The 19,794-nt window shown below is 45.2% G+C and carries 16 protein-coding genes; 1 reads left to right on the top strand and 15 read right to left on the bottom strand.

All coding sequences use genetic code 11. The annotated features are described in order from the left end of the window. Positions 1-22: 22 nt before the first annotated feature. The 5 genes from AAHN97_RS28380 to AAHN97_RS28360 form a co-directional block, all read right to left on the bottom strand. Complete coding sequence (locus tag AAHN97_RS28380) at positions 23-1,162, bottom strand: FecR family protein (RefSeq protein WP_343305441.1); 1,140 nt, start codon at positions 1,160-1,162, stop codon at positions 23-25. Positions 1,163-1,240: 78 nt separating this feature from the next. Continuing rightward, a complete protein-coding gene (locus AAHN97_RS28375) occupies positions 1,241-1,822 on the bottom strand; it encodes an RNA polymerase sigma-70 factor (RefSeq protein ID WP_343305440.1) in 582 nt (193 codons plus the stop codon). Between the two features lie 110 nt (positions 1,823-1,932). After that, complete coding sequence (locus AAHN97_RS28370; RefSeq protein WP_343305439.1) at positions 1,933-2,388, bottom strand: DUF6644 family protein; 456 nt, start codon at positions 2,386-2,388, stop codon at positions 1,933-1,935. Between the two features lie 8 nt (positions 2,389-2,396). Further along, a complete protein-coding gene (locus tag AAHN97_RS28365) occupies positions 2,397-2,750 on the bottom strand; it encodes a DUF6152 family protein (protein ID WP_343305437.1) in 354 nt (117 codons plus the stop codon). A gap of 66 nt (positions 2,751-2,816) precedes the next feature. Beyond that, positions 2,817-3,584: a CHAD domain-containing protein gene (locus tag AAHN97_RS28360; protein ID WP_343305436.1), complete on the bottom strand. Its 768-nt coding sequence runs from the start codon at positions 3,582-3,584 to the stop codon at positions 2,817-2,819. A 47-nt stretch (positions 3,585-3,631) separates the two neighbouring features. Here AAHN97_RS28360 and AAHN97_RS28355 point away from each other — a divergent pair, with 47 nt between their 5' ends. Then, the gene (locus tag AAHN97_RS28355; RefSeq protein WP_343305435.1) at positions 3,632-4,192 is read left to right on the top strand and encodes a hypothetical protein; all 561 of its coding nucleotides are present in this window, start codon (positions 3,632-3,634) and stop codon (positions 4,190-4,192) included. Between the two features lie 47 nt (positions 4,193-4,239). On the opposite strand, the gene AAHN97_RS28350 is transcribed toward AAHN97_RS28355, so the two are convergent. The 10 genes from AAHN97_RS28350 to AAHN97_RS28305 form a co-directional block, all read right to left on the bottom strand. Beyond that, positions 4,240-5,445, bottom strand: a complete 1,206-nt coding sequence (locus AAHN97_RS28350; RefSeq protein ID WP_343305434.1) for a serine hydrolase domain-containing protein — start codon at positions 5,443-5,445, stop codon at positions 4,240-4,242. Positions 5,446-5,602: 157 nt separating this feature from the next. Next, positions 5,603-6,007, bottom strand: coding sequence for a RidA family protein (locus AAHN97_RS28345; RefSeq protein WP_343305433.1), 405 nt, complete (start codon positions 6,005-6,007; stop codon positions 5,603-5,605). Between the two features lie 31 nt (positions 6,008-6,038). After that, complete coding sequence (locus tag AAHN97_RS28340; protein WP_343305432.1) at positions 6,039-7,172, bottom strand: TlpA disulfide reductase family protein; 1,134 nt, start codon at positions 7,170-7,172, stop codon at positions 6,039-6,041. Positions 7,173-7,247: 75 nt separating this feature from the next. Continuing rightward, entirely contained in the window at positions 7,248-8,192 is a 945-nt protein-coding gene (locus AAHN97_RS28335; protein WP_343305431.1) for an FAD:protein FMN transferase, read from the bottom strand. Then, positions 8,185-9,966: an FAD-dependent oxidoreductase gene (locus tag AAHN97_RS28330; protein WP_343305430.1), complete on the bottom strand. Its 1,782-nt coding sequence runs from the start codon at positions 9,964-9,966 to the stop codon at positions 8,185-8,187. The genes AAHN97_RS28335 and AAHN97_RS28330 overlap by 8 nt, the downstream gene beginning before the upstream one ends. A 35-nt stretch (positions 9,967-10,001) precedes the next feature. After that, positions 10,002-10,964, bottom strand: a complete 963-nt coding sequence (locus tag AAHN97_RS28325; protein WP_343305429.1) for a hypothetical protein — start codon at positions 10,962-10,964, stop codon at positions 10,002-10,004. A gap of 1 nt (position 10,965) precedes the next feature. Next, the gene (locus AAHN97_RS28320) at positions 10,966-13,356 is read right to left on the bottom strand and encodes a hypothetical protein (RefSeq protein ID WP_343305428.1); all 2,391 of its coding nucleotides are present in this window, start codon (positions 13,354-13,356) and stop codon (positions 10,966-10,968) included. Between the two features lie 4 nt (positions 13,357-13,360). Further along, positions 13,361-15,049, bottom strand: a complete 1,689-nt coding sequence (locus tag AAHN97_RS28315; protein ID WP_343305427.1) for a RagB/SusD family nutrient uptake outer membrane protein — start codon at positions 15,047-15,049, stop codon at positions 13,361-13,363. An 11-nt stretch (positions 15,050-15,060) separates the two neighbouring features. Beyond that, entirely contained in the window at positions 15,061-18,390 is a 3,330-nt protein-coding gene (locus AAHN97_RS28310) for a TonB-dependent receptor (protein WP_343305426.1), read from the bottom strand. A 222-nt stretch (positions 18,391-18,612) separates the two neighbouring features. After that, positions 18,613-19,767, bottom strand: coding sequence for a FecR family protein (locus AAHN97_RS28305; protein ID WP_343305425.1), 1,155 nt, complete (start codon positions 19,765-19,767; stop codon positions 18,613-18,615). Positions 19,768-19,794: the final 27 nt, after the last annotated feature.

The raw sequence follows: 19,794 nt of genomic DNA, 5'->3' as shown, positions 1-19,794 counted from the left end.
ATATTGTTGCGCATATAGAGGATTAACGAGAAACTTGTATAGTAGTACCTTTCAGTCCGAAACGAACGCTTTCAGTCATTTCCAGCATATTGAGCACACCGGATACATTGCCGTAACGAGACACGGTACCGGAGAAAGTTAAACCCTTCATTTCGCCTGTGTATTCAGGCTTTACATTGTACCAGCGGGAGAGTTTGCGCATGATGCTGTGAATGTCCTCATTATCAAAAATGAAAAGACCATTCTTCCAGGCCACTGCTTCTTCCACATTAGCCCGGCTCATAGTAATGGTGTTACCAACGAGCGCCTGCATACCTGGTTTAAGGATATGCCGGCCGGAAAGATTGCTGACAGCCACGCTGCCTTCAAGAAGTGTAACTTTACTTTTAGCTTCATCTGCATAAGCCATCACATTGAAATGAGTTCCCAATACCTCAACGGCGTTCCCGTTGAAAGCAACTTTGAATGGCATACGTTCGTTGTGCGATACTTCAAAATAAGCCTCGCCGGTAATTTCCACAGACCGGTCCTGCCCCTTGAAAGAAGAAGGGAATTTCAACGTAGAAGCTGCATTCAGCCAAACGCTGGTACCATCGGATAAGGTGATCCTGAACTGTCCGCCTATAGGGGTGGATAAGGTATGCATCTGTACTTCATCAGATGCGCCACCCATATTATAAGCCAGGCTTCCGCTATCCAGTTTCACGCATTGTACTCCTCCCTGGTTGAATAGGGTACCGTTAGACGCACTGTCCAATACAATACGCTGGCCATTACCAAGTGTTAATACAGCACGGTTGCCACCGGGTGCAGGATCATTATTATTCTCTGCCAGGGGTACAGCAGCAGGAATGGAAGGAGAAGGATTTAAAAGCCACCAGCCAAGAACAGCTATCAGCAATATGGCTGCCGCAGCAGCAACGGATCTGAAAACCCGGATACGTGCGGATTTCTTCCAGCCGATGTTTTGCTCAATGGCACCCAACAGTCTTTTCTCGTGGAGCTCACGGCTTTCAGCCATAGTGGGAGGCACTTCCAGGAATTGTCCATCATCATGCGCCAGCCACTGGGCCAGTTCAGCAGCCTCATCAGGTGAAATCGTGCCCTGCAATTGCTTTCGGGCCAGTTCTTGATAACGTTTATTCGTGGAATGGTCTTGCATCAGCAAAGGGTTTCTGATACAAGGTCAATTGAAAAGAGGTTTTCCCTGAATGGGAGAAGAAATTTTTTTTGAGGCGTATTAAAAGAACATCATCCACATCCGGGAGATCAACTGCCCCAGGCCGGAACGCAGGATCTTGAGCGCACGGCTGATATGGGTTTCCACTGTTTTTTCAGATACTTTCATGTACCGGGCTATTTCCCGCTGGCTATATCCTTCCCCCCGGAGCCTGTAAGCAAGCTGGCATTTCTCCGGAAGAGCGGCCACTATTTTCTCAAGCCAGCCCCTCAATTCCTCAAATCCCAGCCACTCTTCAGTAGAATGGTCTGCAGGAGACAAGCTGCGTGCGGTATCCCGGAGATAAGCTTCAGCTTTATGTTGCCTGGCAAGGAAGTTCAGGATGCGGTACCTGACCGCAACAACAAGATATCCCGCCAGCTGCTCCCGTATTTCCAGTGTTTCACGGCGTTGCCAAAGGTCAACAAATACGTCTTGTACAATGCTCTCCGCTTCGGAGAGGTCCTCCAGTTTTTTTCCTGCTATATAAAGCAATTTGTCCCAATATCTTTTATATATTTCCCGGAAAGCATGATGTTCCCCGCTCTGTAGCATAAGCAACAGTTCCTCATCCCTGTGGAATTGTAAATTAGCGGAACCCATCTACGTAGGTTTTAAATTTCGGGTGATGTATTAACGTCTCTCAGCGATCCTATCTATTGCAAACATACTGCTAAATCGTTAATGCAAGGTGCTAAAATTTGGGGGACTATTTAGTAAGCTAACAAACGGCCGCATGCAATAATGGCTATCCATAACAAAAGGGAAAGTACCGCTATTACTTTTACAGCGGCAGGGGAAGCTGCACCTCCATTCCTGAGGGACCGGAAAACAAACGCATTACAGGCGGCCAATATAAGCAGGATCATCTTTGTCCAAAACACCGGATCATATCCAAGGGTACTTGCATTGGTTATAAAAAGCAATATACCGGAAGGGATCACCAATAGCAATCCCCTTACAGACCAGGGTAACAGGAGATGCCCTAATCCATCCAGGGGCAGATGTTTTGAAAATCCCAATAAACGAAGATCAAATATAAAGGCTGGCCCTACCAATAACACAATTCCTATAATATGCACAATTTCAAGGCAAGGGTAAAGCCAGGCAGATTGACGAATGGCTTCAGCCCAGGAAGTATGCTCCAGCAACTGCAACCAATCTGCCATTACAAGCATTAGCGCAATTCGTATTTGGTGCCGTTAATAAAGATCCTTTCGGCACGCATTTCGTTTTTGATCTCTTTGTGAGGATATCCTACCACACGCAATGAGGCCCCCTTTTTTATCATATCAGCAGTAACCCCACGGGCGCTCATCCGGCTGACGGGAGCCAGTACTACGGTCCAGATCACCTTATCCTGATTTACTTTAATAATGCTATGAGGATTTTCATAAGCAGACGATTGAATGGTTCCTGTGTAGTCAAGCGTTTTACTCTGGTCGTAATTGGCCCATCCATGGTGGGGTGGGGTGAAGGAAACACAAAACATGAAGAGCAAGACTGCGAAGATATTTTTTAGTAAGGTCATACTACCCGTATTTAAATGTTACTAATAAATTCTTATCTGTTTCAATATAGTGAATTCATCCATTTTTTACAAGCGTAGCTCATGCACTTTGCCCAAAAAATCATCCCCCATAGTATGAATAGCAACACCTGCTCTATCCTGCTCTTTCCGCAGCCTGTTAAGGGCCGTTTTATTGCCGGTATTACGGTCAGTTAACAACTCAGCAGCTACTGTTGTATCATGCCATTCACCAATTGCATCCTGCAGTTGGTCCAGATAGGCAATGTTTATTTTCAACGTGTGTGTTAATCTTTTATGAAGCATCCCATAAATATATATGAGCCGTTTTATCTTCTTGCGGGCCAAATGGAACTGATCCGTAGATGATGCAGCAACAATGCCGGCTATTGCCTTTAGCTGCCGGGAGAACCAATGTTTGATACTCCTGTTCCGTATAGGACGTATTACTTTTAGAAGGGACCTGATATTATTCCTGATATGTTTTTCGTAACGGCCGGGATGTAAATGGAACCGCTCGGACTCCCGCTGGATGGCATGTTTTTCTTCAGCATTAAATACAGGTTGTTCAATATGAAGCCGTTTCATCATTTGCAGGTTAATATTCGCTTCCCGGATAATACCCGCCCGGTGAAAGATCTTCCTGACAGCCTTCAGCTGACCTGTGGTCGCTATCTTTCCTTTATATAATTTTACAAAAGCCCTGATCTTTTTAATCTCCACACGTAGCTTGTGCAACGCATCATGATTTCCGGAACCTGAAAAGGCATATAATTGCCTCCGTATTTCCAGCCATCTCTTAATGAGGTATTTTTGTTGCCTTTTCTTTTTAAGCATACCCGGGCTTTGTAAATAAAGTTAACACTATTGATTATATTAGTTCAATGAATCCCTATGAAAGAATAATAAAGGCACTGGAACAGGAAGAGCTGCATCCTGAAGTAAAAGAGGATAAGTCAATAAAATGGCAAAACAAGCATGGAAATCAATGCCGTATTTTTGAGCAGGATATGACTGTTGAAGAAGAAAGATTAGCCTGGTTTGAATCAGATGGCTGGGCGCATCATTTACTAAGAGTGATGGAGAACGGAGAATTTTTCAACTGGACTCCTGAAACCTACAATCCCGTATTTGGCTGCTTCTGCCTGTTGCTGGAATGGTATAACGATCACCTGATCTTTATTTATCAGGAAAAACATAAAATATACATCTGCTCCATTCATAACCAGCAGGTTAAACATTTCAGTTTCTCCGGAGAAGAGATAGAACGAAAAGGAAATCTCATTTCCTTCGCTGCCCATGGCGATTTACTGAAAAACAAAGTTAGCATTATTCAAATCCCGGAACTCATTCTGCAGGAACCCATCAGTGAAACAACAGCGGAGCAAATGGGATTATTGCCTCAGGGGCTAAACAGGCCCGATGGGTTTTTAAAAGCAAAATAAAAGGGAGCGGTATGGTACCGCTCCCTTTTATAATATATTGTATTTTATCACTTTGCCACCCAGGCACTTTCATAAGCTCCTACAAGTATGCTTGGCTTATTACCTATCTCACTGGTATTGGAATTCGCAAATACTGCGACCTGTGTTTTACCAAAATCGAATATCATCGTTTCTCTGTAATTGGCGCCGCCATTCTTCCAGTAATATTTCCCGAATTTACCGTTCACTACAGCATCAAAGCCCAGCAAAGCATCTTTCATCTTTTGATAACCGGCTGCACTTACAATAAGCCCCTGTGTTGCACTGCGCTGTATCTTGCCAAATTCAGCAGTGCTGATATAAAGTCCGCCTGCACCGCCATTCCTGCGATAGTCTCCGTTGTTAGTACCTGCTTCACTACCGTTTGCAGTAGCATATCCTTTGGAAGCACTCTCAGGGCTGATGAGGCCATTGTTGTTCCAGGGAGCAAACGTAGCAACACTCCACTGTGTCATGCCTGCAGGTTTAAAAACATTCACTCTTACTATGCCTACATACCGTACGCCTAAAGCATCATAAAGCTGATCCGGTTTATTTTCCAGGGACTTTAATACATTATAGTCCGCAGGGAATTCTTTTTTAGCAGCAACATAAGGTAACATAACAGCCAGTAAAGCAAAATTGACATTGTTATAAACCCTGCTTTGATTTTCAAATTCATCTTGCTTCATCGGGCCTTCCACTGTTTTCTTCAGTTCTTCCCAGTCGCCACCGTATTTGATAAGGCCGGTACGATGAGAGAGCAGGCGTTCAAAGGTCAGCTCCTTAAAGCTTTCAGAAGGTTGCCAATTAGTAGGCAGGTATTTGTACACAGGCTCAGCGAGAGACATATTGTACTTTTCCAGCAGGGCTATGGTAGCCAGCGCCGTCACGAACTTAGTGGAGCTCGCAATATCCTGCCGTTGTTGTGCAGCGTGCATAACAGCAGGTGCATCCACAGGGCGCCTGAGCCATCCACCACCACCACTGCCACGGTAGTAGATATTTCCTTCATGGAAAATGGTGTAACCATAACCGGCTACCTTTCCATTCATGTACGCTTCAATGTTGCCCGCAAATTTGTCAACATCAAATTGTAGAATAGCCAGATCGCCAATGGCTGCTTTTGCATTTTCTAAAGATACCTGGGAATCGGGTTGAACATTTTCTTTTTTGCAACTGGTAGCGAATAGGATGGTACCTGCTACGAGTCCGAACATCACATTTGTTTTCATAATTCTGAATAATTGGGGTTATAAAATTTTAACGAAGCAAAGATAGGGGCATGCAGAAGCAGGTATTTCACCCGTTTAACGGATAGGGTGTTTGGGTTAACGGAAATAAGACTTCATTTAAAAGAGAAGGGCTTCCTGCGGGAAGCCCTTCTGTATATTAAGGCACAACAGCAATAGCTTCTATGCCTACCAAATGTTCCGGCCGCCCGAGGGCGGCAACAAATATTACAGTTATTAAAGGCGGGTTGGGTCGTTTACCCCATACTTTCTGAAAGGCCTCAAATCCAGGCTGTATATCCTGGCCTTGTACAATATATACCGTCCACTTTATCAGGTTCTCCCAGTCTGCACCGGCAGCTTGCAAAGCAGCACCTATATTTTTCAGCACCTGCTCCGTCTGCGTTTTCATGTCTTTGCCGATAACTTCTCCTGCTTCATTATTGGCATTGATCTCTCCTATATATATTGTTTTTGCGTTTCCCTGAACGGTAACAACATTAGTGAATGCCGGATTCTTAATTAGTCCATCCGGATTGATGTGTTCTATTTTTAAGTTTCCCATACCAAACAGGCAACAATCATTGTGCCAGTGATCAATCAGCCATTTTACTTTGCAGGAACTTTTCTATCTCTGGCAGTGAAGCATTCTTCAGAATGATATTTCCACCGGGGCCTATTAAAAATTTAGCAGGAATTGCTGTTATTTGCAACATCGTTGACACTGCTCCATCTGCCCCCTCCAGGTCGGACAGGTTAGGCCAGGTAATATTATGCTTAATGATTGCCTGCATCCAAAGGTCTCTTTTCGTGTCCAGTGAAACGCCTAACACCTGTAAGCCTTTTGTTCCGTAGAGACTATCGAGCCTTTTAACAGCTGGCAATTCATCTATGCAGGGACCACACCAGCTCGCCCAAAAATCGAGTAGTACATACTTTCCGCGGAATTCGGAAATGCACCGGATCATATTTGTGGTATCCGGCAGAGAAAAATCAGGTATCGGCTTCTTTACACTAATCAATTCCGGGTAGTCGAAGAGCTCGTATTTAAGCCTTCTGCCAACCGTGTTTTGCTGCATTTCATCGGATAATTTTAAGAAATATTTCTTTGCGCTGTCTATCGGTATATACTTCGAATGACCCTGTAATTCATATAAGGCACCAAAATTAGAGGGGTGCTCCTCAACGAACCGATATATATTAGCCTCTATCCTCCTGTTATAAGGCTCAATAATTTCACGCTCTATTCGTTTCTTCTCTGTTGTATCTCCGGTCTTTCTTAAGCTGTCAGCAATATCATTATATACCCGCGCCTCTCTGACAAGAGGATAATAAACCTTATCTATATAGTGCATATATGTATCCTGCTGCAGAGACCCCGTAACGGCAGATCTATATATCGAATCCTTACTGCCGGTTATTTTTATCTCATTATTACCCAGAATAAAACCAACCCACCCCCTGGCTTTGTCAGGAACTTCGATTGAATAAAAAGCTAACTCATCAACATGCCCCTTAAAAGTAAAGTGATCATTTACACTCATGCAGGAATCAAAGTACCGGACTTTAAAACCACTCGCATACCCCCTGTCAGGCTTGTTCCCTAACAATACCTTGGTGTTACCGATACCATCTATCTTTCCTGAAATGGTGAATCCCTTTTTCTCCTGCGCTATTCCTCTTGCACTAAGGATCAATAATAATGCTGTTGTAAGTCGAATTAGAAACATAATTGCATGGTTTACCTCCAAAGGATCAAATTAACAGCCAATAAAAGTTAAGGATATTCAAATACAACTAAGGGGTTAGTTAACCAGCATCTGCTTTACCCCCTCCGTCATAAATACCTTCAGTGCCCCATCTGTTCCATGGTATACAAGATAAGCATCCAGCTCCGGATGTTCCGACAGCAGCTTTTTGGTTCCTTCCAGTCCAAGTACCATACACGCCGTATCATAAGCATCCGCTGTCATACAATCTGTTGCAATGATCGTTACACTTAGCAGGTCACTGGTGGCGATGCCTTTTTTGGGGTGCAGGATATGATTGAAGGTTTGCCCTCCCGCGGAATAATGATCATTATAATTGCCTGCTGTGGTCATGGAACGGTTATTCAATTTCAGTAAAGCCAAACGGCCATCAGGATTTGTAGGGTCTTCAATGCTAACAGTTCTGGTATTGCTGCAGCGCAACTCCCCTCCCACTTCTACCACGTAATCAATGATCCCCTTTGTTTCCAGGAAAGTGGCAATCACATCAACCGTATAGCCCTGTGCAATACCATCAAGGTCCAGCCGTACATGTTCCTTCGAGCTCTGTACCGTTTCTTTATCAAAAGTGATGAATTCAAAACCAACATACTGAAGCAGGGAATCCACCTGTTGTAACCAGGGTTTACCGGTAGCTTTACCTTTCCGGTAAGCTTCCGTTAATGGCATAATAGTGGGATCAAAAGCACCATGGGTAGCTTTATAAACTTCATAAGCTTTTTGCAGTACGGGATAAAAATGAACGGACTGAAACCGAAAGGCCTCGAACTGGTTAAAGGTCGAGATTTCGGAATCAGTCCGGTAAGTAGATAAACTTTTATCGATCTCCGTGAGGATGGAATCAATCTGTACTTTCAGGTTGCGTTGCGCCTCATCGAAGTAACTGATATGATAAGTAGTTCCCTGTGCGGTTCCTTCAAAACGCACTTCCGGTGTATGCAGCACACCGCATACGTAAAACAACAACAGCAGGTTATTCACCCTTGAGGATATTCATGAGTTCCGGCAAATGCTGCTGGTAAACACCTCTTGGAGAAGTTTTGTATTTCTTCGCTAAGGAAGCCGCAAAGCCCACCACTTCTCCCATCATGCCACAGGTACGCATTACGCGTGTGCTGCCAAATGCAACGTGTGTAGTGCTGATATTACGGCCTGCCATAAACAGGTTACTGATATTCTTTGAATAAAGGCAACGGTAAGGAATGGTGTAAGGTGCTACCCTGATATGTTTGGTGCTGGCGAAGAACTCCTGCCCCTCAAAGTATTTGCTGTTTTTCGCATCGGGGAAATGCAGGTCAATTGTCCAGGTGGCGGTTACACTGCCATCAGGATATAATTTCCCTTCCTGGATATCCATCTGCGTGAGGATATGATCTCCTATGATCCGCCGTGATTCCCTTTTACCACCAATATAAGCAACCCATGCCAGTTCCTGTTTTCCATACTTAGCTGGCTTGCTTTTTTTCAGGTAAGACCAGTTACCATAAATAGCACGCAGGTTATGGTCGCGGATCTTTTCCGCATCCATGATGGTATTGAAATTACCAAAACCGGTTTCCCATTCCCAATCTGATTGCGTCTGATCTATATGGTACTCATCTGAGAATTGCAATGCCCAGGGTGTTTCAGGGAAAGAAGAAACAGTATCCTTTGCCACAGAGGCCCAGAGGTTGGAGGTGCCAAGCGTAAAACTATCTGATTTTTCAGCTGCGAGGGACTCCCCTGTTTCTGCCTTACTTTCTCTTCCCATGCGGAAGTCCGCACCGGCTAAATAGCCAACTGTACCATCGCCGGTACAATCAGTGAAATAGGTACCGGTAAACCGTAATTCTTTATTGGTAGAAATATCGCGGCCTGTTACCGCAATGATCTTATCTTTTTCCTTTTCCAGTTTATACACATGGGTATTGAGGAAAAGAGAAAGGTTCTTTTCTGCCTTTACGATCTGGATCTTCCTGGCATCGCCATATTCATTTGCATCGGGGTTACCGTTCCCCGGATCTCCATTGTCCATTTCTCTGACAATACGCCCCAGTTTAGGATAATGGTTTTTATCCACATCTCCCTTCAGGTGTACCCGTACCTCTGAGCTGTTATTTCCTCCGAGTACAGGCCTGTCCTGGATAAGTGCGGTTTTCAGCCCCATACGGGATGCAGAGATTGCAGCGCAGGTGCCTGCAATGCCACCACCGATCACTACAAGATCATAATGCCCGCCATCACCTGGTTCTGCTGATTGATGCAATAATTTACGGCGTAAGGCATTCAGGTCTTCCAGTTTATTGGGTGGAGTAAATTTAGCGGCATCGGTAAAGAACAGTGCATCACAACGGCCGTTGAACCCTGTCAGGTCTTTTAAGCTAAGCTGCACTTTTTCATTTTGAATATCTACCATGCCGGCATCATACCATTTCCAGGCAACATCACCGCTTTCACCAAATACCTGCCCTGCCTGTTTGCCATCCAGCCAGATGGTGAATTTACCAGGCCCGGTAGGGAATGGTGCCCAGTCTTTTGTTCTTACCCACATCCTGTATTTTCCTTTTGCGGGAAACGTTACAGTGGTGCTCGCATCTTTTACAGGTTTTCCCATACCATGCGCCATCAGGTAAGAAGAACCGATCACTACAAATGATTGCTGATCCACTACCCAGCCACCTTTGTTCTCAAAGGATTCCGCTTCTACATAAACATGCCGCTGTGCAGTAGCATGCAATGTGATGAAGAGGAAAAGGATCATCAGATTTCGTTTCATATCCATTTCAGTTTGAATGTTTCTTTATGGTCCATTTATTGAATGTCCTTTGCATAAGGCCCCAGCTGAGCTTTTACAGCCTGCGACAATTTGGGCTGTGCAGCCAGGATAGCCAGTTTGCTCTTCACCTGTTCCTGGTTACCCGTAAGTGATTGTGCCACTTTAAGTGCTACCTTATCAGTAAGCACCAGTGTTGCCATCCTTTTATAGATAGCCATTTGCAAAGGGTATAATGCTTTATTAGCTGTTTCCAAAAGCCATAGCTGTCTATCCGAAAAGAAATCAGCATCTGCCTTTTGTAAGGCATACTTCGCCGTGAAAATATTATTGCCTTCAATGATCCGGGTTATATCATCTTCATAAGATGCTGTAACATGCCCTGCGGCATCAATCACTTTATCCATTGCCCAGTACTGGTAATGGTGATTGTTACTTTGCAGGAAGTTATGCAGTAAGGTGCTGTCCGTTAATTTTTCCGTGATGCCGGAGATCTCTTTTGTGATCTTTCCATGTGCAAGATGCCAGAGTGTATAACAGGTAAAAACTGCGCCTTCTATCACTTCATTCTTAATTGTTTTGAGCGTAGCACCAGTTTTCATATCTACGGAATCTGAGATCTTCTCTGTGCCTTTTACCACCAGGTCTTCCATTTTTAGTTCTGAGAAGATGGATGTTTCCTTTGCAATGATCTCCTGCAATTTGGCATAGTCCTTCTCCTGGAATTCCCGGTGATCTGTTTTGGTCAACACTTCATTGGCTGGCATGGTAAAGCGGGTATAGTTGCCTAACAGGTCCCAGTAAAAATTGATATATACAGGTTTGCATTCCCCTGTATTACATACCGGCGTATAAATATTCCGGAAGTAATACAGGGGCCTGCCGTTATTATCCAATGCGAGTTTTAAAGTATCCTTTTCCGCTGTGAGGTACACACGTTCAGTCTGCCCATGGGCAAAACTGCATAAGAACAATAAGATGCCTGTAAGAATTCTCTGCATACTATTTATATTCCAGCAAAGCAGTTGCTTTGCAATCGCTGTTACTGCTGAACCTGATCCAGCGAGCCTGAACACCTGCGGGGAAATGATGGATATATGTTTCACCCGGAGCCACCGTCACTTCTTTATATTTCATCCATTGACCGGTACCAACAGGGTCTGCTTCAATCTTAAATACAACAGCCTGTTTTGCGGTATGCGATAATTTCAAACTGCGGTCGTCATAAAATCCGATCAGGTAGGGATCAGAAGCCACTCCACTCTTTACATCGGTGTTCTTCCAGGGACCGCCATGCCCTACCGGTTTACCCATTTTCCACAGATCATCTATTACTCCGGCCCATACTGCGGCCTTTCCATCACTGGAATAGATAAGATGATCATTTCCTTTCACCTGCCCCTCAACTCCGGTGAGGATCAGCAAACCTCTGTAAGAAGCATAATCCTTGATCCGGAAAGAATGGGAGGATATAGGCCTGATCTTGGCATATCCATCTGCATTCTCTGCCGGCAACTCATAAAAGGTGCCATGACAGTCGAACAGGTCACGTTCAGTAGCTACCTCCCTGCAAACACGCAGGCTGGTTCCTGTGAACGCATCGTTGCCCAATGGCAAACGCCAGCGGCGGCCTTTATCATCAACTACCAGTACTGATGCTTCATCTATGATAACCGGCTGTTCAGGAATGGCAAACTTGCTTTTGATAAACTGATCAGTAGTTACATCTTCCTTTTTTACCAGCGCCATTTTTTCATCCAGTTCATAATATCCATGAGCTGTGCTAAGCCCCAATGTGCGGCGATCATCTCCCAACGCATACAACAAACCTTCTGAAGCTGGCGCTCCTGTTACTTTACTGAGGCCATTGAATATTGTTGCTGGCTTTGTACTGCGTGCATCATCTGCAGCATAACAGAACTGCAGGGTAACATTGGTAGCATTGTTCGTTCTAACGCGGATCCACTCTCCCGGTGTGGTTACCGGAAACAATATAGAAGTTGCACCTCCCGGGGCTAAGATAATCGTTTGGGTTTTAATTTTAACCCAATGTCCATTCCCATTATCGGTTTCAAAGGTAAATGTTGTGGGAGCCTTCCCATTGTTCTGCACCCATGCGGAACGATGTTTCCAGCCTGCAAAGAGGAAAGGATCAGAAGGTTCATTTGCCTTTACATCTTCCTTTATCCAAACAGCTCCTTCAGCCGTAGTGGGCCCCAATTGATCAGGCAGGTTAAAGGACGTGAACCAGAGATTGGAATTGGACTCACCCGGCCCTTCAATACTTCCTTTCGCTTTACGTTTATTCAGAAATTCTTTCTGCGCAGAATCATCACAACCAAAAACCAATTGCTCATTCCAGCGGGTATAATCACCGATCACTTTCAGATAAGCAGAACGCGGACGAATACCGGCTGTATTAGCAGCGGAAAAATTCCCGGGGAAACGCCAGAACATACCATGCATGGTCATCAGGTAATCCGGCTTTTGTGCCGTACCAATGTCTCGTATCCTTGGCCATTCTGTATTCCATCCATGTGCACCATCATAACTATGACTGGCTTTGGGCAATCTGTAAAAATGCCATTTCCCTGCATCACGCACGCCCAGTAATACGGATTTATAATCCCAGCCGGTAGCCCAGATGGGATCTGTTGCAGGATGTGCATTACCGTTGATACCTCCCGGGCCGGTCACTTCCACAAACTGGTTGCGGCGGACTACTTTCCAGTTCTTTCCGTCCCATTCAGACAAAGAACCTGATTCAATATCAAAATCTGTCAAAGCTTTCGGTCCCTGTTCTCCATTGTTGGAATAGATCATCACACCCTGCCCGGAATACAATCCTTTGCCATGTGCACCGGGTAACAGGTCGCTGTTCTTCCTAGTATTTCCATCTTCTGATATCATCACCGGCTGCAGCGTTTTTACATCCACCTCATAAAACCCTTCTTCCATAGTGCCATAATATATCTTACCTGCCGGGTCCTGCAGATGACGTGCATTACCTGTATGACGGCCTGCCATGGCCGTATAGGGGATTACTCTTACACCACCTTTGCCGTCAATAGCATATGGCCCGATGAACAGCTGGTTACTTTCTTTATGGATCATCCTGTTGGCAGGTGTGCCGCCAATACTCTCCTCCCGGACTGTTTGTTTCAATGCAGGTGATATTTCATACAACTTGTCAGAGGACCCTTTGGGCAGATGCGGCCCATACGTTATCACCCATAAATTACCAGCCCAGGGTACCACTGCACCGGTACCGCATTCTCCTTCTTTATTATACATAGCCAGGTGCGGGTAGACCCCACTGAAAGCACGTTGCGCTTTCAGTGGGCCTGCCGCAAAACATAAACCTATCAATAGACCGTTGATTCCTTTTCTCATCATCTTAATAGTTAGGATTTTGTGTAAGATGGCTGATCAATACTTCTGTACTTGGTATCGGCCAGAGGTATTGGCGTGTAGCATCAAATTTCCGCACAGCCACCACCTTAATATAACCGGCATTATACATAGCGGAGAGATCTGCCACGCCATCTTCATCCACCGGGGCAGTTTGCGGGAAGAACCACAATCCGGGCTGCACTACTTTTGTACGGAGATCTGCAGGGTCCAGCATGCCATAGTTTGGCATGTTCAATACTTTGTCTGCTATTTTCCAGCGGATGATATCCATATAGCGGATACCTTCCCTTGCAAACTCCATGCGTCTTTCATTCCGCAGGGCTTTGCGCAGCACAGCCTGGTCATTGGATGTTACAGCGGGATATGCGGCAGTATTAGTATATGCTACACCATATGCCCTCGCACGCACCATATTGATGGCATCTCTTACGGACTGGTCTATTTCATTCAATTCAATCTTTGCTTCTGCATACATCAGCAATATATCTGCATAACGGATGATGATCTTATCCGGCTCTGTCTGCCATGAATTCAACAGCCAGTCTCCATCAATTCCTTTTTTCCAGTTCAATCCGTTGAAAGAAGCAAAGATGGCGATGGACCGGGTATCTTTGTTCTCCACATACTTCTGATCTGCATCCTTCCATACTTTTAATGTATCCGGGTGCGGCTGATAGGTATAGCCGAGATGAGAAGTTTGAAATTCTATGATAGTAGCAGCGCAGCGGGGATCACGGTTCAGAAAAGGTTTACGCGGATCGTAGAGCGGCGATTCATCTATTGGCAATCCATCTTTACAAAGGAATGCGCAAAGCAGATCCCAGGAAGGGTTTTTAGCTCCCCAACCACCGGCATTCCTGGGTACAAAATTCTGGCAATCCCCTAATGTAACTTTCAATGCTACCGATCTTGGCAGGCCAAAAATAGTTTCGATTGAATTCTTTGTTTTAGACAGGAATAAGTTCCCAAAATCAGTATGCAGCTTATAAACATTCTGGTCCATACAGGCCTTTGCAGCATCACGGGCTGTAGCCAGATCGCCCATGTGTAAGGCAATGCGGGCTTTCATGGCCAATGCAGCGCCAGAGGTAGCACGTTTCAGATCTGCTGCGCCATATGTTTTTGGTAAGTACAATGCGGCGGAATCAAAATCTGCATAGATGTTTTTTAGTACGGTAGCCGCATCTGTTTGTTTCAGACTCAGCGCCTGTTCTATATCCAGTGCGGATTCCGTGTATACAATATTCCCATAGTGAGAGAGCAGGCGTGAATATTGACAGGCACGTACAAAACGGGCTTCCCCGGAATAACGGCTGATCTGTGCCTGCGATAAATTTTTTGCAGCCCTGCCCACACTTATTATTACGTTATTGGCCCTTGCAATCGCTTTATAGGAATTCGTCCACCAGCTTTTCACAAAGTCCGTTTCACCATTGATAGTAGCACCTGTGATAGGTGTGGTGGCATCACGGTAAAGGAAATCGTCCGTCCACTCATCACTGTCCAGCATCCAGAATGCGTCCTTATACAATCCATTGAGGGACATATCAATTTCCTCCGGCGTAGAATTCCATGTTTCACCCGATCCGTCTGATAATGGATTCAGGTCCAGGCTGCCGCAGGAAGTGATAAAAATGATGCCGATACCGGCCATTAATATGTTGCGTTTCATAATAGTACTTTTTAAAACTTAACGGATGCACCAACTACATAAGATACAGTGATAGGATAACCCAGTCTGCTTGATTCCGGGTCCCAGCCTTTTGGATAATTATGTATAGAGAAAAGGTCTGAAACAGCACCATACACCCGTACATCCTGCAAATGTGCTTTCTCCGTCAGCCAGCGTGGAACCGAATAACTCAGGTTAATATTCTTCAGACGGAAATAACCACCGTTCATAAGCCAGTAATCAGACATGGTGTAATTATTACCTGCGGAAGTATTGGAATAACGGGGATATTTTACCTGTAAATTCTGCTCCGCAGTATTGTATTTACTCCAGCTGTTGCCATCCAGGATAGCAGGGAACGCTCCATAGTTCTCCTGCAAAGGCCGAACGATATCTGATGTTAGTCTTGAATTCTGATGCCCCACTCCCTGCAGCACCACACCCAGGGTCCAGTTCTTATATCCGCCCTGTAAATTGGCGCCATACATGTAACGCGGTAAAGAACCACCTAATAACACACGGTCATATTCCGGAGATATTTTCCCATCCGGCACACCAGCAGGACCACTGATATCACGATAGCGTATATCTCCTGGTTTAACATTGGCATTCAGTTTGGCAGATTTATCCACTTCATCCTGTGTCTGATACAAACCATCAGATATATATCCATACCATTCATCGAATTCACTGCCATATACCTTAATCTGGTCACCAATGAATTCTGTGCCGCCAAGATCTCCCATTTTTGACCGGAAGTCAGATACGTTAACGGTGGCACTGTAGGTAAAATCGCCCAGTTTATCATTCCATCCCAGCTGTAATTCCCAACCTGTTGTATACATTTTACCCGTGTTCTGATCAGGGTTGTCAAATCCTATGAAATCAGGAATTTCAAGTTCAAGCAACATATCCCTGGTTGTCTTTTTGAAATAATCACCAGTAAAGCGGAGCCTGTTATCGAAGAAATTAACATCCAGACCAAGATCGTAAGACTGCGTGGTTTCCCAGGAAATATCACGGATGGCATATTGCCATTGTGCTGCTGACTGCGCAGAAGTAACCGTATTGCCTCTGTAAAAGAGAGAATTGTTTTCGAAGGAAAGGATAGCCTGGTAAGGATAATTATTACCGATCCTTTCATTACCCAGCGATCCCCATGAAGCACGTACTTTCAGGAAGGACAGCCAATTGGAAGTGCTTTGCATGAAAGGCTCCTGGGACATTACCCATCCTGCGGAAACAGAAGGGAAAGCCCCCCAGCGGTAACCACGTGCAAAACGGGAAGAAGCATCGTAACGGATATTGGCCTGTAACAAGTATTTATCTTTGTAGTTATACATGATCCTTCCAAACCAGGAACGATATGCATTTTCAGAAGCGGTACCTGTGTTATCCCGGAATTCCAGCGGACCCAGGTTCAGGTAAGGATAAGAACCTAAGATATACTGGCCACGGTAGGCCATCAGGTCTTCATTAAAAGCATGGAAGTACTCATAACCTGCCAGCAGATTGATATTGTGCTTGCCCAACTGTTTGGAATAATTAGCAAGGAACTGCATGGTATACCGGTAGCTGTCGTCTCTGTTCTCTGTTAACTTAGTTTCTGTAGCCCCCTCTATATAACCTGAGATGGAATTGGGATTATTAAAGGAAGTATAAGGGATCTTCCTGTTGAACAATTTCTTCTTATTGTAATTCAGGAAAGGAGACACAATAGCAGAAAATTTCAATCCTTCAATCGGGGTAAGATCTACACTAACACGACCTCCTATCTGGTTATACCATTCATCTCTGAAACCACCATATTTCATCAGCGCGTAGATATTTGCGCCATCCTTACCGGCACCTACACGTCCGTCTGACCACATGGCTGCATATAGCGGCGGAACGATCCCCATTTTATACATAGGGTCTGTAACAGGCTGCTTCACGATAGAACGGCGGAAATTAATATCCACGCTGGAAGAAAGGTATTTATTGATAGTGATATCATTGTTGATCCTTGCCGTAAGCCTTTCGTAGGTACGGTTATCATACAATGCATCTGTTTTATCATAACCCAGTGAAACCCTCGACCGAACGGCTTTCCCGGCCCCGCTGATACTGAGGATATGGCTTTGCCTTGGTGCACTGTTATGCAGTATCATTCCCCGCCAGTCTGTATTAGGATATTCATCAGGGTTCTGTGCATGAAGGTTCAGGTAATTATCAACTGTAGCTTTGGGGTAAGTGGGATATTCATTGGCATTGTTTCCATTATCATTCCAACGCAATTCATTCGTCATCTGCATGTACCTTACCACATCAACATAACCCGGAAGTTTTGTAGGTTTTTCAATGCCATATTCAAATGCATAATCCATGCTCATGGCGTTTCCCTTGGACCTTTTGGAGGTAACCACAATTACTCCTGCCGCAGCGCGGGAACCATAGATGGAAGCAGAAGCTGCATCTTTCAGTACAGAAACACTTTCTACATCGTTAGGGTTAATGGAGTTGATATCATCCACCGGTACACCATCCAGGATGATCAATGGATCAGCTCCTGCACCTGAAATGGTAGTGATCCCCCTCACCCTGATCCTTGCTGTTGCTCCGGGCGCATTGTTATCACGCGTTACCATCACACCGGGCATGGAACCTTGCAGCGCCTGGGACAGTTGCGTGGTTTTACGTGCAGTGATATCTTCTCCCTGTACGGCAGAAACTGCACCTGTAAGGTCACTTTTCTTCATAGCACCATATCCTACCACTACAATCGCTTCAAGCGCAGTATTATCTGCCAGGGTAAGTTTCACCTGCAGACTGCGCTTCCCTTCCAGGCTAATCTCCTGCTTTTCAAAGCCTATATAGGTAAAAACAAGTGTGGCACGATCATCTACATGTGCAAACTTAAACTCTCCTTTTTCATCCGTTGTTGTTCCCGTCTGCGTACCTTTCACAAGAATGGTTACACCAGGGAGCGGTATCCCTTTATCATCCGTTACCCGCCCTGAAACAGCTGCCGGTGGAGGTTCTGCCGGAGGCTGAACAGGTAGTGGCTCCGGCTGTTTCCTGATGGAGATGGTTTTATCTGTTATGGAAAAGCTGAGGCCCTGACCTTTCAGCGTGGCCGACAGCAGTGTTTCTATGGACACGTGGTCCATGGCTATCGTAACCGGTTGTGCGCTTTTGATAAGGTTGTTATCATAAAATACTACATACCCTGTCTGCTTTCTGATAGCAGAAAAGACCGTTTTCAGTTTAGCATTCTTACCGGAGAAACTCACAGTCTGTGATACTGCAGTGGCACTTACATTCAGGCATATTACGGTTAGAAGCAGTGTTGTTAACTTCATCGCTAACAGAATTTTGGTTGAGCAACGAATCCGGCATCCGATATCCGGATCACCGGTGTGGAATTGTACAGCAAGCGCTATCCGCTTGCAAACAGCAATAAATTTTAATTGCATACATTTGCATTGTTTGGTTGAATAATCAGGCAGTCCTGGTCGATTGTTTTTTATCAACTGAGCGTCTGCCAGAGATGTTCCCGCATTTCTGGCTTTTTTTCAGCTGACCTATTTCATAACGGTTATATTTCTTCCTTCTATTTTAAAACGTACATTATTTTCCTCCAGGATGTCCAACACCTTGGATAAGGGTAAAGAACGCTGGATAGCACCACCAAAGCTCCTTTGCGGCACACGGCCCTCATAGGCCACAGTGATATCGTACCAGTTTTCAAGCTGCCGCATCACGGTAGGCATATCTGCATCATTGAACTGGAAAAACCCATTCTTCCAGGCCATCACTTCATCTGTTTCCACATCATCCTCTAACCGGAATTGACCATTGGTAGCCAGGCTGGCCTGCTGCCCTGGTTTCAGAACGGCATCCTGTATCCGCACAGCCCCTTCCAGCAGCGTGGTTTTGATAACCGGTTCTCCGGGATAGGCATTGATATTAAAATGTGTGCCCAGTACCTCTACTTTCATGTTGCCGGCCTGTACTTTAAAAGGCCTGGCAGCATCCTTCGCCACTTCAAAATAGGCCTCCCCGGTGATCTCTACAGACCGGGTATCTCCTGTGAATATATTAGGGTAGGTGATAGAAGAGGCTGCGTTCAACCATACTTTTGAGCCATCCGGCAATTGCAACCGGTATTCTCCCCCACGCGGTGTACGCATGGTATTGAACATCACCTCTCCGGAACCACTTTCATTCATTTCATAAGCCAGTTGCCCATTCGGCAATTTGACGATCCGGGCATTTCCCTGTTGCGTTAGCAGCCCATTGGCAGCGCTGTCCAGTTCAATAACAGTACCGTCTCCCAATATGAGCATAGCTTTATTCCCACCAGCCGGCACTTCGTTTTTATATCTGGTATGTTCTGCCATCCGGGTTTTTTGCTGAAGCTGGCCGGGCTTTTTAATAAAGAACAAACCTGCGCTCACGATCACCAATAAGGATGCCGCAGCCGCCATCCATTTCCTGGACCAGATAGGTCTTACTTTTCCCTCCACGGGCAATACTGCCGCCTGGATCCGTTCGGATACAGCAGCAGGCATGGTGTCTGTTGGCTGGAACCGTTCCCATGAATTCCCAACCAGCTGTTTTAACAGCTCATCATCTTTTAAGTCATTGATCCCGCGCGCCAGTTCCTGTTTCTCCTCTTCTGTACAGATACCTTGAAAATACCTGTCCAGCAGGTATTGCATTCGTTCTCGCAACATGATGGATAGTTTGTCTGATAAATAGAC

Origin of the sequence: Chitinophaga niabensis (genome assembly GCF_039545795.1) — a bacterium.
In the GTDB taxonomy this organism is placed as follows: Bacteria; Bacteroidota; Bacteroidia; order Chitinophagales; family Chitinophagaceae; genus Chitinophaga; species Chitinophaga niabensis_B.
This window is presented reverse-complemented; position numbering and strand designations above follow the sequence as displayed.

Coding starts and splice junctions, on each gene's coding strand:
- AAHN97_RS28380 (WP_343305441.1), bottom strand. CDS start 1,162: ATGCAAGACCATTCCACGAATAAACGTTATCAAGAACTGGCCCGAAAG.
- AAHN97_RS28375 (WP_343305440.1), bottom strand. CDS start 1,822: ATGGGTTCCGCTAATTTACAATTCCACAGGGATGAGGAACTGTTGCTT.
- AAHN97_RS28370 (WP_343305439.1), bottom strand. CDS start 2,388: ATGGCAGATTGGTTGCAGTTGCTGGAGCATACTTCCTGGGCTGAAGCC.
- AAHN97_RS28365 (WP_343305437.1), bottom strand. CDS start 2,750: ATGACCTTACTAAAAAATATCTTCGCAGTCTTGCTCTTCATGTTTTGT.
- AAHN97_RS28360 (WP_343305436.1), bottom strand. CDS start 3,584: ATGCTTAAAAAGAAAAGGCAACAAAAATACCTCATTAAGAGATGGCTG.
- AAHN97_RS28355 (WP_343305435.1), top strand. CDS start 3,632: ATGAATCCCTATGAAAGAATAATAAAGGCACTGGAACAGGAAGAGCTG.
- AAHN97_RS28350 (WP_343305434.1), bottom strand. CDS start 5,445: ATGAAAACAAATGTGATGTTCGGACTCGTAGCAGGTACCATCCTATTC.
- AAHN97_RS28345 (WP_343305433.1), bottom strand. CDS start 6,007: ATGGGAAACTTAAAAATAGAACACATCAATCCGGATGGACTAATTAAG.
- AAHN97_RS28340 (WP_343305432.1), bottom strand. CDS start 7,172: ATGTTTCTAATTCGACTTACAACAGCATTATTATTGATCCTTAGTGCA.
- AAHN97_RS28330 (WP_343305430.1), bottom strand. CDS start 9,966: ATGAAACGAAATCTGATGATCCTTTTCCTCTTCATCACATTGCATGCT.
- AAHN97_RS28325 (WP_343305429.1), bottom strand. CDS start 10,964: ATGCAGAGAATTCTTACAGGCATCTTATTGTTCTTATGCAGTTTTGCC.
- AAHN97_RS28320 (WP_343305428.1), bottom strand. CDS start 13,356: ATGAGAAAAGGAATCAACGGTCTATTGATAGGTTTATGTTTTGCGGCA.
- AAHN97_RS28315 (WP_343305427.1), bottom strand. CDS start 15,049: ATGAAACGCAACATATTAATGGCCGGTATCGGCATCATTTTTATCACT.
- AAHN97_RS28310 (WP_343305426.1), bottom strand. CDS start 18,390: ATGAAGTTAACAACACTGCTTCTAACCGTAATATGCCTGAATGTAAGT.
- AAHN97_RS28305 (WP_343305425.1), bottom strand. CDS start 19,767: ATGTTGCGAGAACGAATGCAATACCTGCTGGACAGGTATTTTCAAGGT.